Origin of the sequence: Rhodococcus sp. MEB064, from assembly GCF_000834565.1 — a bacterium.
Classification (GTDB): Bacteria; Actinomycetota; Actinomycetes; order Mycobacteriales; family Mycobacteriaceae; genus Rhodococcoides.
Genome location: NZ_JXQS01000012.1, coordinates 51,998 through 66,427 on the forward strand (window position 1 = coordinate 51,998; position 14,430 = coordinate 66,427).

Annotated in this window: 14 protein-coding genes; 2 read left to right on the forward strand and 12 right to left on the reverse strand. The window is 65.6% G+C overall.

Translation table 11 applies throughout. The features are described 5' to 3' along the window. Nucleotides 1–45 precede the first annotated feature (45 nt). Entirely contained in the window at nt 46–1,431 is a 1,386-nt protein-coding gene (locus tag RU01_RS06910; protein WP_042573803.1) for an acyl-CoA dehydrogenase family protein, read from the reverse strand. 712 nt (nt 1,432–2,143) lie between these two features. Between RU01_RS06910 and RU01_RS22415 the strand changes: the two genes are divergently transcribed. Both RU01_RS22415 and RU01_RS06920 read left to right on the forward strand, forming a co-directional pair. Then, the gene (locus RU01_RS22415) at nt 2,144–2,602 is read left to right on the forward strand and encodes a DUF3558 family protein (protein WP_156148824.1); all 459 of its coding nucleotides are present in this window, start codon (nt 2,144–2,146) and stop codon (nt 2,600–2,602) included. Nucleotides 2,603–2,611: 9 nt separating this feature from the next. Then, entirely contained in the window at nt 2,612–2,932 is a 321-nt protein-coding gene (locus RU01_RS06920) for a hypothetical protein (RefSeq protein WP_052493152.1), read from the forward strand. Here RU01_RS06920 and RU01_RS06925 read toward each other — a convergent pair whose 3' ends face one another. The 11 genes from RU01_RS06925 to RU01_RS06975 all read right to left on the reverse strand — a co-directional run bounded on the left by RU01_RS06925 (nt 2,933) and on the right by RU01_RS06975 (nt 14,243). Continuing rightward, nucleotides 2,933–4,201, reverse strand: a complete 1,269-nt coding sequence (locus tag RU01_RS06925; RefSeq protein ID WP_042573805.1) for a DUF4185 domain-containing protein — start codon at nt 4,199–4,201, stop codon at nt 2,933–2,935. A gap of 267 nt (nt 4,202–4,468) precedes the next feature. After that, a complete protein-coding gene (locus tag RU01_RS06930) occupies nt 4,469–4,873 on the reverse strand; it encodes a DUF6992 family protein (protein ID WP_042573806.1) in 405 nt (134 codons plus the stop codon). A gap of 30 nt (nt 4,874–4,903) precedes the next feature. Then, on the reverse strand, nt 4,904–6,091 hold the full coding sequence (locus tag RU01_RS06935; RefSeq protein WP_042573807.1) for a CaiB/BaiF CoA transferase family protein: 1,188 nt from the start codon (nt 6,089–6,091) through the stop codon (nt 4,904–4,906). Beyond that, entirely contained in the window at nt 6,088–7,554 is a 1,467-nt protein-coding gene (locus RU01_RS06940) for a dihydroorotase (RefSeq protein ID WP_042573808.1), read from the reverse strand. Before RU01_RS06940 ends, RU01_RS06935 begins: the two co-directional genes overlap by 4 nt. Nucleotides 7,555–7,566: 12 nt before the next feature. Next, on the reverse strand, nt 7,567–8,934 hold the full coding sequence (locus tag RU01_RS06945; protein ID WP_042573809.1) for an FAD-dependent oxidoreductase: 1,368 nt from the start codon (nt 8,932–8,934) through the stop codon (nt 7,567–7,569). Beyond that, on the reverse strand, nt 8,931–9,563 hold the full coding sequence (locus tag RU01_RS06950; protein WP_042573810.1) for a hypothetical protein: 633 nt from the start codon (nt 9,561–9,563) through the stop codon (nt 8,931–8,933). Before RU01_RS06950 ends, RU01_RS06945 begins: the two co-directional genes overlap by 4 nt. A 28-nt stretch (nt 9,564–9,591) precedes the next feature. Beyond that, entirely contained in the window at nt 9,592–10,296 is a 705-nt protein-coding gene (locus tag RU01_RS06955; protein WP_042573811.1) for an ABC transporter ATP-binding protein, read from the reverse strand. Next, nucleotides 10,293–11,012 (reverse strand): ABC transporter ATP-binding protein, encoded by a 720-nt coding sequence (locus RU01_RS06960; RefSeq protein ID WP_197074703.1) that lies wholly within the window; start codon nt 11,010–11,012, stop codon nt 10,293–10,295. Before RU01_RS06960 ends, RU01_RS06955 begins: the two co-directional genes overlap by 4 nt. Beyond that, the gene (locus RU01_RS06965) at nt 11,009–12,046 is read right to left on the reverse strand and encodes a branched-chain amino acid ABC transporter permease (RefSeq protein ID WP_042573813.1); all 1,038 of its coding nucleotides are present in this window, start codon (nt 12,044–12,046) and stop codon (nt 11,009–11,011) included. Before RU01_RS06965 ends, RU01_RS06960 begins: the two co-directional genes overlap by 4 nt. Beyond that, complete coding sequence (locus tag RU01_RS06970) at nt 12,043–13,026, reverse strand: branched-chain amino acid ABC transporter permease (protein ID WP_082042949.1); 984 nt, start codon at nt 13,024–13,026, stop codon at nt 12,043–12,045. Before RU01_RS06970 ends, RU01_RS06965 begins: the two co-directional genes overlap by 4 nt. Then, nucleotides 13,023–14,243 (reverse strand): ABC transporter substrate-binding protein, encoded by a 1,221-nt coding sequence (locus tag RU01_RS06975; protein WP_042573814.1) that lies wholly within the window; start codon nt 14,241–14,243, stop codon nt 13,023–13,025. The genes RU01_RS06970 and RU01_RS06975 overlap by 4 nt, the downstream gene beginning before the upstream one ends. Nucleotides 14,244–14,430: the final 187 nt, after the last annotated feature.

Here is a 14,430-nt window from a genome sequence, read left to right on the forward strand (position 1 = left end):
CGTGCGCAGGGCGGTACCCGGCGGCAGGGCCTCGAAACGACGCGGCTACTTGCGGCTGGGCGGCTGCAGGAACTTCATGGCGCCGCGCAGGACCGGCTCGGGCACCTTGTCCTTGGCCGCCATCGCCTTGTCCATCACCTTCGTGCGCGTCTCGGTTCCGCGGCCGAACGCCTTATTGAGCGCCGACCCTTCGGCATCCATCTGTACGTGCAGCGGCGGAGCGCCGTCCTGCTGCGCGATCGCATTGCTGATGACGACGCGCTGGATCTCGCTGGTGCCTTCGAAGATGGTGTACAGCTTCGCGTCCCGATACCACTTTTCGACGGGGTGATCGGTGATGTAGCCCCACCCGCCCATCGTCTGGATCGCCCGCTCGGTGGAGGCCACCGCGACCTCGGTGGCGGCGAGCTTGGCCATCGAGCCCTCGCCACGCTCGAAGGCCACACCCGTGGCGGCCATCCAACTGGCGCGCCACGTCAACAGTCGCGCCGCGTCGATACGCATGGCGAGGTCCGCCAACGGGAAGGCGATGCCCTGATTGTCGATGATCGGCGACCCGAACGCCTCACGCTCGTTGGCGTACTTCGTCGCGTATTCCAAAGAGGCACGGGCGATTCCGAGGGCCTGAGCGGCCACCATCGGTCGTGTCTGCTCGAGTGCGCCGAGAGTGGCGGAGCGACCTCTGATTCCGGTCTTCTCAGCCTCGCGCGCCTTGGCCAGCTTGTGCTCGAGCTTGTCGAGGCCGCCCAGGAGGTTGGCGCCGGGGATGCGGACACTGTTGAACTTCAGCTCCGCGGTGTGGGATGCACGGCACCCCAGCTTGTCGAGCTTGCGCACGAGTTCCAGTCCGGGCGTTCCGCCGGGGACGATGAAGAGCGCCTGACCCTTGTGACCGAGTTCGGGATCGACGTTGGCATTGACGACGTGGACGTCCGCGATGCCGCCGTTGCCGATCCACATCTTGTGGCCGTCGATGATCCAGTCGTCACCGTCCTGCCGCGCGGTGGTCCGCAGGTTGCGAACGTCGCTGCCGCCCTCGGGTTCGGAGATCGCGAGCGCCGCCAACTTCAGATCGTCCGGGGTGCCGAAGCACTGCGGTGCCCATTCGAGCATCTGATCCGGAGTCGCGGCCTGGCCGATGGCGGAGAGCGCGAGTGCCGGCATCACCACGGCCAAACCGATTCCGGCACAACCCCAGAAGAGTTCCTCCATGAACACCGGCAGGGACAGACCCGTCGGATCACCGATGAGGTCGCGGTAGAACAGTGGCGAGTAGAAGCCGGCACGGGCAGCTTCCTGCAGCACCGGCCAGGGGAACTCCTGCTCCTTGTCGTAGTGCTGCGCAACAGGCCGCACCACGTTCTCGGCGAAATCGTGCGCCCTGCCGACCAGCTCGTGCTGCGCGGGCGTCAGTGTCAGATCGAAGCTCATGATGTCCCCCCAGGACCTCGTTTAGCCCAGGCATACCCGGGTAGGGCGAGTGTTACACGTCACTGGTCTGCACGGTTGGGGCCCATCGGCTCCGTTATGCCTGATTGTGGACGTTCACCCCGCTGAGCGGTGGCCGACGACTGGGGCAACGTTGGGCACAGTCCAGCCTGATAGTGGAACTTGGGCCCCGGAAACCGGGGTCTGAAGTACACGATTTTTGTGGACAGAGCTGGCCCGCGGTGGGGGCTCCGTCCAGCTCGATCGTGGACGTCCACCACCGCCCAGCGGTGGCAGAAGTCCACAAACCAGCGGGTGGGCTTGTCCGACGACTGGGACAACGTTGGGCACAGTCCAACCTGATAGCGGAACTTGGACCCCGGAAACCGGGGTCTCGGTTCCACTATCTTCGTCGACAGAGCTGGCCCGCAGTGTTGGGCTCAGTACAGCTCGATCGTGGACGTCCACCACCGCCCAGCGGTGGCAGAAGTCCACAACCAGCGTGCGGGCGGCCGTGTCCGACGACTGCGGCAACGCTGGCCACAGTCCAGCCTGATAGTGGAACCTGGACCCCGGAAACCGGGGTCCAGATTCCACTATTTTCGTCGGCGAAGCTCCGCATCGTGGGCCGGCCCGACGACGGAACCGGTTGCCCGCGCGGCGCGTCCTAGATGGTGTGCGATGGATTCGAGCTGGCCTAGCCGCGACGGCGGTCGTGCTGACCGGTGGGTGCTCGACCGGTGTTGCCGGAACACCGGTCGCCGAGCTCTGGGATCCGTGCACTATCCCGAGCGAAGCGATCGAAGCAGCCGGGGTGCATCCAGAAGTGGTCTCTGATGACTACATCGGACTGGACCAAGAGGACTGGAATATTTGTACCTTTCGCCAGGATTGGTACTTCCTCAGCATTCAATCGACGCTACACACGTATCAGGAGTTGCTACAAAACCCCCTCGTGACTGGCTTCGCTGATGCACTCGTAGGCAACCGGCAGGCAGTGACGTACCACCGCTTCGATGACACAACCGGCGATGACTGCAGCTTGGGATTCGAGTACGCACAAGGACTGATAGTCCTCAATGTTTCTGCAACTGGCATAGAGGTTCGCGAAGCCGAGACATGCCCCCTTGTTCAACAGATCGCCGAGACGCTGCAAGTCGAATTTCCCAAGTGAGGATGTGCTGTGACGGATAGCTTGGCAGTGTCGGCGGAAGCTGCGGACAAGTGCGCGCAGGCGTGCAACTCGTTCGCATCTCAGATCGCGACACTCCGCACCGAAGTCGAGCGTATGGGCTCACTTGGCGGGTTCGGGACCCTCCCCTCAGGCATCGCCCTGCAGAAGAAGTATTCCGAACTGGCGGTAGGTGGACCGGGGAGCCTGTCGGCCATGCTCCAGGCACATATCACCGTCGCGACCAACCTGGCAGCCACGTTCACCGAGATCGGGAGAAACTACGTCGCGACGGATGATGCTGTGGCGCAGCTGATCACAGCTCCGCGCTGACTATCCCTTCAGCGCATCGAGGTTGGTCTTCAGCAGCATGACGTTGTAGTCCGACCAACGGGACGCGGTGAAGTAGAGGTCGCTGCCGCTCGATTTCGGATGAATGTACGGCGCGTAGATGCCGCCGACAGTCTCGCCACGTCCGAGCAAGGTGGTCGGGCCGCTCCACGGGCCTTCCGGGTTCACAGCCGTGCGCGCGACGATGGATCCCTGCGTCTCGTCGCCATACAGCATCACGTACTTCTGCAGGTAGTCGTTCCAGGCAACGCTGAGCTCACTGACCGGTTCCTGGACGACCTTCTTCGAATCCTCGACCTTGGTCGACCAGGGGGCCGCCGGATCACCGGTGGCGTACTCGTACTTGGTCAGGTCGAGTATGTCGGCCGGCTTCACCCGTGCGACGAAGGCAGCGCCGAAACGGCCGTTGGGCGTTCCGAACTGGTAGAGGAAGCCGTCGCGCCCCTTCGCGTAGGCGTTCATCTGGAACCTGCCGTTGGCTTCGTTGACCTGCGCGACACCGGGAATGGTGACGCCCTTGTTGACGCGGATCGTCAACGGATCCGTAGCCCACGTCTGACCGTTGTCACGGGAGACCGCGATGGCGGAGAAGTTGGTGACCCACCGTCCGGGAGCTCCCCAGCTCTGCACGGACATGTAGTTCAAATACTGCACCCCGTCGATGGCGATCGCCGCCGTGGGAATCGTGGTGGCCTCGACCTCGGGAAGTCCGAGACTGGGCACGATCTGCCTCGAGTAGCGCGGCGCATCGGAGGTTACGACCGAACCCGACGACGTGTTGCCGGGGACGGCGTCCGGGATGGTGATGCCGTCGGCAAGGTTGGAGTCGTCGGAACGTAGGAGCAGGTTGTTGCGCCACTGCTGGCCGCTCACGGAGCAGTTGCCGAACGAATCGCCGAAGGCCATCAACGTCTGACCGGCGCCGTTGTCCCAGCTGATGCCGAGGTCGGTGCCGGAGATGCCGAATCGGTCGTACGTGTTGTTGGCACTGACGGGACCGGTCACCCACCCGACGGACTGCGTGTTCGCACTGCGGATCGGCGCGAGGGGCTGCTGCGTCCCCCGCGGGTTGCTGCCACCACCGCCGCTCGAACCGCTACTGCCGAAGAAGTTGCCGAGGATCGACGACCCTGGCCCACCGAGTCCACCGCACGGCTCCGCGGATGCGACCGGCGCGGCGAGCACGCTCATTCCGCTGACGACCATGGTGACCGCAGCCCCCACTGCAATCCGCCGAGTAAGTCCGTGCATGTTCCGACCCCCACCGATCGTCTGTGTTGCTCACGTGACACGTGTGACTGATGTGGTGAGTGTTACCGACAAAAAGGCATGCCGCAACCGGTCGGTCGTGTCGGTTCTTGACTTTCGTGAATTACATGGATGCGATTCGCCGCGGGAGAAACTCTAGGCGGGAGGGGCCGGTGCGCCCCCGACGAACGCACCGGCACGAGGGCCCGCGTCGGTCGGCGACCTCGACTTCCCAGTGTGGCACTCGGCGCACATCGGCGCCGAAATCAGCTATCCGAGCTGCCGCGCGTGCACGCTGTCCAGCACCAGCAGGGCGGCGCCCTGCACGACGACCGCCGCGCCGTGACCGATGGCGTCGTCACGCGTCAGCCGGCCCGTGAACGACGGCGTCCGATACGCGAGATGGGCGCCCACAGCGATATAGACGACGTCGAGGCCGGTGTTGATCCACAGAGTCCTGCGGAGCTTCGCGGCCTCGACCTCGGATTTCCGTGCTGCCCCGATGCCGGCGATGGCGAGATCGATGGCTCCCCACCCCGCCGACTGCAGCCCGAACGCGCGGACCGCGGAACTCGGCCCGGCGACAGCGGCAACCGTTCCGCCGACGACGCTCGCGCCGCCCCACCACGCCAATCGACGGCCGAGCTTCTGTGCAACATCGCGAGCAGGAGTCATGGGACCAGTGTGCCCGGCGAGACCGTGACGTCAGACGATGCCGGCGTCATGGAGTGACCGCACCTCCTCGCCGCTGTATCCGAACTCCCCCAGAACGGCGTCGGTGTCGGCTCCGTGCCTTCGTCCGGTATGCCGGATGCTGCCCGGGCTCTCCCCCATCCGCCACATGACGTTCTGCATCCGCACCGGACCCAGATCGTCGTCGTCGACAGTCGTCACCATCTCGATGGCGTTGACCTGTGGGTCGTCGAGAAGCTCGCTCGGCTTGTACACCGGGGCGACGGCCGCGCCCGCTGCTTCGAACGCCGCGATGACGTCGTCCCGCGTGCGTTCACCGATCCAGCCACCCACGTAGCCGTCGAGCAGATCCGCGTGGGCAGCCCGTTGCCGGCCGGTGGCGAACCACGGCTCGTCGAGCACCTCGGGGTGGCCGACCAACCTCAGAACTCGTTCAGCGATGGAGTTGGCGCTGGTCGAGATGGCCAACCAGTGTCCGTCCATCGTCTTGTAGAGATTGCGCGGCGAGTTGTTGCTGGATCGGTTGCCGGTGCGCTCCTGATCGATGCCCAACTGATCGGCATAGATGACGCCGGGCCCGACGGCCGTCATGATGGGACTGAGCAGATCGAGATCGATCTCCTGACCCTTCCCCGTCTTCACCCGGTGCAGCAACGCCATGGACACCGCCGAGGATCCCGCGATGCCCGCCAGCGAATCCGCGAGTCCGAACGCCGGAAGTGTCGGCGGACCGTCGGCGGAGCCCGTCAGATGCGCGAAGCCGCTCATCGACTCGACCAAGGTGCCGAAGGCTGGACGCGAGGAGTACGGGCCCGTCTGACCGAAACCGGTGACCCGCAACAAGATCAGGCCCGGATTGATCGCGGACAGGACGTCGTATCCCAGTCCCCACTTCTCGAAGGTGCCGGGCCGGAAGTTCTCGACGACGACGTCGGACTCGGCGACCATCTTCTTGAACACCTCGGCGCCCTCGGGCTTGCCGAGATTCAGCGTCATTCCGCGCTTGTTCCGGCTGACCATGGTCCACCACAGCGGGTGGCCGTCCTTGTCCAGGCCGTGACCGCGCATCCCGTCGGGCTTGGTGGGGTGCTCGATCTTGATGACGTCTGCACCGAAGTCACCGAGGATCTGCGCGACCAGCGGCCCCGCGAGAATTGTCGACGCGTCGAGTACCCGGATTCCCTCGAGCGGGCCGGTCACTTGTAGGGCCTGTGCAGGTAGCGGCCGGTCGGCTCCCCTGCCACGGACCCGTTGTCGAGCACGCGATGTCCACGCACGAATGTGTCGGTGACCTTGGCACCCAACTCGAACCCTTCGAAGGGGGTGTACTCCTGCGTCGACTCGGAGTCCTCGGGACGCACTGTCCACGTGTGGTCGGGATCGACGAGGGCGAGGTCCGCGTCCATGCCGACGGCGATCTCACCCTTGCCCGGAAGTCCGTACCGGCGAGCGGGATTGAGAGAGGTGAGCTCGGCGATACGGCGCCAGCTCAGCCCACGCTTGCGGCCCTCGCTGACCAGTCCCGGCAGCAGGTACTCGGCGCCGCCGAATCCGGACTTGGCGGCGAAGATGTCGCCGCGGTCCTCGGCGAACTTCTTCTCGTCCTTGCAGCAGGCATGGTCACTGACCACCCAGTCGATGTCGCCGCCGAGCAGGTGCTCCCACAGTGCCTCGACGTCGTCGCGCGGGCGCAGCGGCGGGTTGACCTTGCCGCCCAGACCGTAGGCGGTGTCGATGTCGGCGAGCAGGTGACCGATGGTGACCTCGCGACGGAAGTTCACGTGCGGGAACGCCTTCGCCATCCGCATCGCGGCAGTGAGGGCCTTCCGGGAGGAGAGGTGCAGCAAATTGATGTTGGGCAGCTGCGTCTCGTCGGCGAGGAACGACGCGATGGTGACCGCGAGGCCCTCGGAATGCGGCGGCCGGGAGGCGCTGTAGGCGGCGAGACCGGTGAGCGTTCCTTCCTCCTCGACGAGCTTGGTGTATGCGCTCATGATCTCGGCGGTCTCGCAGTGCAGCGACAGCGAGATGTGATCCGCCTTGTCGCCGAGCTGCTCACGGGCCGCCTGGATGCCGCGCATGACGAACTCGAAGTGAGCGAGGTCGTAGCGCTCACCCTCGGGAGTCATCAGGAATTCGCTCTGGTCGGTCGAGCGGCCGTGCAGACCGTGGCTGCCGTAGAACATGAAGATCTTGAACGACGTCACACCGTGATCGGTTATGAGCGAGGGGATCTCGGCGATGTGCTCCTTCGACATCGGCGCCAGGTGGTACGCGTAGTCGACGAACGGCTTGCCCTCGGTGGCCTCGAGCACCGTCGGAAAGACGTCGGCGTACGAGCCGCCGGTGTTCATGTAGTACTGGCCGGTGCGCATGTAGGACAGCGACGTGGTCACGCCGCCCTGCACGCAGGCGCGGGATTCGGTGTAGGCGTCTTCGCCCAGCGGGTTGTAGATACCCCAATGCTGGTGTGCGTCGACAACTCCGGGGAAGGCGACCTTGCCGGCCGCGTCGATGACCGTGTCGGCCTCGGCGGCGTCGATTCCGGCCTCGATCCGGGTGAACTTGCCGTCTTCGACGAGCAGGTCCAGGAATTCGCCGTCCTCGGGATGATCGGCGCCCGGACGTACGACTCGGGCGTTGGTGATCAGAAGCTTCGTCATGACAATCCTTCTCTAGTGATGGGAGTCGGCCGCGACACCGGCGGCCAGATACGCGAGTCCGAGGGCAGGGAGCAGACCGTTCCCTGCGAGGTAGCCGGCGGCGCCGTGACCGGAGATGCCCATGGCAGCGCCCCCGGACGCGAAGAGCCCGTCGATGGCCGTGCCGTCTGGGCGGAGTACCCGAGCGGTGCCGTCGACGACGAGACCGCCCTGGGTGTGGAACAGCGCCGGCACGATGCGCACGGCGGCGTACGGGGCGGTGAGCTGATGCTCGAACGAGCTGCGGCCGAACGGATCCGGCGCCTCGCCGCGAGCGTAGCGCTGCACTGCCGCCATCTCCTCGACCACCGCCTCGACGGGCAGACCGGTCGCGGCGGCCAACGCGGACAGGTCGTCCGCCCAGACGACGGCACCGGATTCCACCGTCTGGCGGAAGTCGGTGAAGGACAGGCACTTGTCGTGGATGTCCTTGTCGATGACGATCCAGCCCTCGGAATCCGGCCGGGCCGCCAGATGGGCGGCGTACTCCGAATAGCCCGTCGTCTCGTCTCCGAAGCGACGGCCCGTCACGTCCAGTACGACGCCGCCGTGCATGATCGTCGCCCACCCGACCAAGGTCGACGCCTTCTTCGACAGCGCGGCGTGGCCTTGATACGAGTCGAGGTAGGCCGAGGCCGCACCGAGCCGATCACCGATGGCCAGTGCATCGCCGCGCGAGTACTCGCTGCCGTGGTACCGAGCGTCGGCGATCTCCGGAACATGCTCGGCGACGCGGTCGTGATCGCCGCCGTACCCGTTGGTGGCCAACAGGACTGCACCTGTCGGGATCGCTTCGGTTGTGCCGTCGGGCAGTGTGACGACAGCACCGCGGACGCGACCGTCCTCGACGACGACATCGGTGAGGCGCGCCGGGGAGAGCACATCGATGCGAGGGTTCTCTGTCACCGCCCGCACCAGGTGGTCGAGCAGAATGCTGCCGTGTCGACCCTCGACGGTGTGGCAGCGCAGGGCCGAGTGACCCGGGTATGCGAAGTCGGTCACCAACGTGAGTGGGATGGACAGATGGTCCGCCATCCATTCGACCAGTGGGGCACTGACATCGGCCAGAGCCTGCGCCAGATCACGGTCCGCGGAACCCTTGGTCTTGCGCATCACGTCGTCGACGAACGTCGCCGGCGAATCCTCGATCCCCGCGTCACGCTGCCAACGCGATCCGGCACCGGGAATCATGGCGGTCGACATCGCGGTGTTGTTGCCCCGCTTGAAGTGTTCGCTGGCCTCGACCACCAGAACATCGAGTCCCAGCTCGGCCGCACGCAGGGCCGCGACGAGGCCTCCGCCGGCGCCCGCGACGACCAGATCGGGACCGTCCTCGCTCATGCCGCCGCCTCGAGATCGGCGGTCAGCGCCAACAGTCGGAGCGCGGTGGCCGTCGGGTCGACGACCAGAGGTCGAGTGCGTGGCCCCGTCAGATCGACTGCGGAGCACGCGTTGATGGCTACCGAACTCGACAGCCGCTGTGCGTGAACGGTGACTGCATCGGCCCATGCTTGTGAATCGGCGATGTCGTCGAACGAGAGGTCCATGACCGTGGTCGGTTCGGCATCGATGCCGTACCCGGCCAGCCGACGGTCCAATTCCGCAGCGATCGCCCCGTTCCGCGCGAGTGCGCCGATGCGGTGACCCTGGGATGCGTAGAACGACGCGGTCAGCCGGGACAAGCCGAACATCGGCCGGGTGAAGGAGTCGAACCGGTCGGCGCACGGGTCCAGGACACAGTCCGGGAGGAAGCCGTCGAAGCCCTCCGGGTCGGCAGTGGTGAAGGCCTCCGTCAGCACTGCCTCGGACCGTCGGACATCCGCCTCGGTGTCCAGAGCGCGGGGAGCGTCCGGGCCGATGTTGCGGAGGACGACGGTCAGTCCGGCGGGGCTCAGGGCGTCATAACGCTCCTGGCGGCGGCGGAACTCGGTGAAGTCGACGTGGATGGGGGTGTATGCGAGCAATCGCACGGGGAAACTCCTGACGAGAGATGCGGCATCAGATGCCGAGGTACGCCGCCTTGACACGATCGTCGTGGGCGAGCTCTGCACCGGTACCGGTGAGCACGATGGTTCCGCTCTCGATGACATAGGCACGGTCCGAGATCGCGAGTGCCTGAGCTGCGTTCTGCTCGACGATCAGCACCGTCACACCGGTTTCCCGGATGCGCACGATGGCGTCGAGTACCTCGGCAGCGAGCTTGGGTGCGAGACCCACCGACGGCTCGTCGAGGGTGAGCACCCGCGGCTTCGACATCATCGCGCGACCGATGGCCAGCATCTGCTGCTGACCGCCGGACATGGTGTCCGCGCGTTGAGTCCGTCGTTCCGCGAGGATCGGGAACAGTTCGAACACTCGGTCCAGCGACTCCTTCATGGAGCCGCGCTTCTGGGTGTAGGCGCCCATCTCGAGGTTCTCCGACACCGGCAGGCTGCCGAACAGGGCTCGGTCCTGCGCGACGTGCACCAGACCGGACTTGACGATCCTGTCGGCGCGATTGCCACTGATGTCGGTGCCGTCGAGCACGATTCGCCCTTTGGACGGTGCCACCAGACCCGACAGCGCACGCAGAGTCGTCGTCTTGCCGGCACCGTTCGCGCCGATGAGGGAGACGATCTCGTTCTTGTCGAGGTGCATCGTGACGCCGTGCAGGATCTCGAGCCGCCGGTAGCCGGCGTGAAGATCGTCGATCTCGAGCATCATGCGCTCTCCTCACCCAGGTAGGCCTCGACGACGCGATGGTCCTCGATCACGGTGCGTGGATCCCCCGCCGTCAGAACCGCGCCTTCGTGCATGACGACGAGACGCTCCGACAGGGCCATGACCGCAGCCATGATGTGTTCGACGAACAGGACTGTCTGCCCGCCGCTGTGCAGCGATCGCAGCAGGTCGATCATCGGGGCACGTTCTGCCGGAACGAGTCCCGCCAGAACCTCGTCGAGAAGCACGACGCGTGGTTCCATCGCCAGTGCTCGCGCCAACTCGAGACGCTTGAGTCCCGCGGTGGACATGGTCGACACCTTGCCGCCCACCTGATCCGAGAGCTGCACCCGATCGAGGACTTCGAGTGCGTGGCGACGAGCATCGCCGCGGGACTTGCGCTTCGACAGCGCGGCGATGGTCACGTTCTCGAGAACCGACATCGACTCGAACGGCCGCATCAGCTGGAATGTGCGCACCAGTCCGGCACGCGCGATCCTGTCCGCAGGCCATCCGGTGATGTCGGTGCCGTCGAAGATCACCCGTCCCGACGTGGGCGGCTGCTCGCCGGCCAGAAGGGAGAACAGGGTGGTCTTCCCGGCCCCGTTGGGGCCGATGATTCCGAGGAACTGCTCGTCCGGGACGTCGATGCTGACGTCGCGCACCGCGTGGATGCCGGAGAACGATTTGCTCAGATTCTCGATACTGAGGACGCTCACTTGCGCCACCTCTCGCGAATCGTGCCGAAGATCCCCTTGGGCAGGAAGATCACGATCAGGATCAGGATCACCGAGTACACGGCCACATCCAGACCGATGGAGCCCTGGAGGAACTCGAGGAACGCCGGGGGGTTCCGCAGCAGCTGGTTGATCAGCTCCGACAGCGGTCCGATGACCGCGGCGCCGAGAACCGGTCCCCAGATGGTGCCGATGCCGCCGATGACGGCCGGCACGATGGCCTCCACGGACACCGCGGACCCGAAGGCCTGCTCAGGTCCGACGAAGAAGTAGTACTGCACGTAGTACACGCCGGCGACGGCGGTCAGCGCGCAACTCGCTGCGACGGCGATCAAGCGGTACTTCATCGTGTCGATACCCAATGAGGCTGCGGCGGTGGCGTCGTCACGGATGGCCTGCACGTACTGACCGGGCCGCGATCGGACGTAGAAGATGGTGCCGAGTACGGCCAGCGCCAGGATCACGAGCGGGATCCAGATGTAGTTGGGACTTCCCTTCTCGAACTGCAGCATCCACCACGAATCACGCGGCAGGATCGGCACATTGAAGCCCTCGGTCTTATTGAAGACCTCGAGGTTCTGCACCAGCAGCAGGAACATCTGCGCGAACGCGAACGTCGCGAGGGCGAAATACGATCCGGCGAGCCGGTAGCGCAGGCACAGATACGCGATCAGCGTGCCCACGGCGGCGGACAGCACGGCGGCGACGAGCATCGAGATCCACGGCGAGATGCCGTGTTCCACCAGCAGGTAGGCCCCCGTGTAGGCGCCGATGCCGAAGAACGCGGCGTGGCCGAAGCTGAACATTCCGCCGAACCCGCTCATGAGGTTCCAGCCGACGGCCATGACCGCGAAGATCAGTGTCCGCACGGCCACGGTCTGCGCCTGCTCACCCAGAACCAGCGGGAACGCAGCGACGACGACGAAACCGATGACGAGAGTGAGCAGTTGGCGCCGGAGCCACGTGTCCTTCAGACGAGTCTCCGGCGGCGCGGATGCGGGTGTCGTGGTGGTCATCGGCGTCCTCCGTACAGTCCTTCGGGCTTGAGAAAGAGCACCATGACGAACACCGCGAACACGAGGATCAGCGAGCCGGTACCGGGGAGGTAGAGCGCACCCACGGTCTGCACGAGGCCGATGACGATGCCCCCGACCATGGCTCCGACGACACTGCCCAGCCCGCCGAGGACGACGATCACGAACGCGAGGATCGTGAACTGCTCACCCACCGACGGCGTGAGCGAGGTGAACGGCGTCATCAACCCGCCGGCCACCGCGACACAGGCCGCGCCGATACCGAACGTCAACGCGTACACCCGGCCGATGTCGACTCCGACCAGCTTGGCGCCTTCCGAGTTGGACGCGACAGCGCGGATGGACAACCCCAGTCGTGTTCGCTCGAGCACCGACTTCAGCGCGATCGCGACGACCGCAGCACCGATGAAGGCGAGCACCCGCGGCCAGGCCGCGACCGTCCCGAAGATCGACAGCGAGCCGTCGACCGGCGCCGCAACGGATTTGGGGCGTCCACCGAAAACCATCAACAACACGTTGATGATCAGCAGCGACAGTCCGAGCGTCACCAACAGTGGGCCCTCGTGACTGCCGCCGATGGTGAGCTTGGTCAGCAGCGTCGCCTGGACGACCATGCCGAAGACGAACATCACCGGCACTGCCAGCAGCGTCGCAAGGTAGACGGGCAACCCGGCCGTCGACAGTGCGTAGACGATGTACATCGCGAGCGTGAGCATGGCGCCCTGGGCGAAGTTGACGATGCCCAGCACACCGAAGATGAGCGTGAGTCCGACGGAGATCAGCGCGTACACGCCGCCCAGCAGCAGCCCGGAGACGATGGCCTGACCCACCAGGCCCTGGTCCTTGCCGCCGACGAAGAAGACGACGGCGAGGATGATCACCAGGGCCCCTCCGACCGCGACGCCGGGATTGACTGCGCGGCGGCTCTTCTCCGCGGCGGCACCCTCGGCGACTACCGTCACCGGCCCGCTCCGACAGGGAACTCGATCGCGTCGGTGGCGAACTCGTCCGGGAACACCTGGGCGACCTGACCGTCCTTCACCTGCATGACGATGACCGTCGCGTTGGTGTTCTGGCCGGTCTCGTCGAACTGGATGGGACCTGAGAAGGCGAGCAACGGATCCTCGATGGTGACGCCGGAGATGGCTTCGCGCAACGCTTCCGGGTCTGCATCCGCACCGTCGTCCAGGCCTGCGGCGATGACCTCGACCGCCTGGTACGACAGCATGGCTGCAGTCTCCATGGGGCGGCCGTACTTCTCCTCGAACCGCGACCGGATGTCGTTGACGCGGTCGCTGGTGGCGTCGAAGTGGTAGTTCGCCGACAGCACGCCCTCACCGGCAGCACCGGCGGCTGCGGGGAACGAGCTGTCGTCGAACGCGCCGTTGGCAATTCCGTAGACGCCCTTGACGTTCACGTTCAGCTGCTGCACCGCGTTGGCGATGAGCAGACCGTCCGGGTAGTACCCCGTGGCGACGATGACGTCCGGGTTGGACACGGCCGCTTCCCGCACCTGGGTGGTGGCGTCGGAGAAGTTCGTGGCCGGGTAAGTGATCTCCTGGACCGACGAGATGCCCTGGTTCGCGGCTTCCTTCTCGAACGCGTCGAACACGCTGTCGCCGAAGGACCCTTCGATGTGCAGGTAGGAGACTCGGTCGATGGCCTGACCGGTCTGCTCCTCGATCGCGGCGAGCGCCTTCGCGCCGTCCGTGCCCATGCTCGACGCATTGGGCTGGATCCGGAACGCGTACTGGTAGCCCTGATCGAGGATCTTGTCGTCGACGGCGACGTCGATGACCAGCGGGACGCGCGAACGCTCGGCGACCGAGGCGACGTTCTGCGTGACGTCGCTCTGGTAGGTGCCCACCAGGGCCACGGCGCCGTCGTCGATGAGCCGCTGCGCTTCGCTCTGCCCGACCTCGGCCTTTCCCTGGCTGTCACCCGTCACCAGCTCCAGCGTGCGACCGTCCATGGAGGCGATGCCGCCGGCGGCGTTGATGTCGTCGACCGCCAGTGCCGCACCGTCGTTCATCAGCCCGCCGACTCCGGCGAGTGCGCCCGTGGTGGGGTGGACGGCTCCGATCTTGATCGGACCCGAACCGTCGGAGCCCGAGGAGGATCCGCATGCGGCGGTGCCCAGTAGGGCTACCGCGGCGAGAACGCCTACGACTTTTCTCATGATTGGATCTGCCTTCCGCGCCGACCGTGGCGACGACTCAAAGAAACCGTGTGGCAAAAGGACACGTTCTGTGTTCCGCTCAGCGCACCACCGAAGTGGCACCTGATCCCCCTTGCATCTGAGTATGGCACGGCTCACTGGGTCAGAACAGGCTCTTTGATGACTTTCTTGTTACGGGTATGGTTCG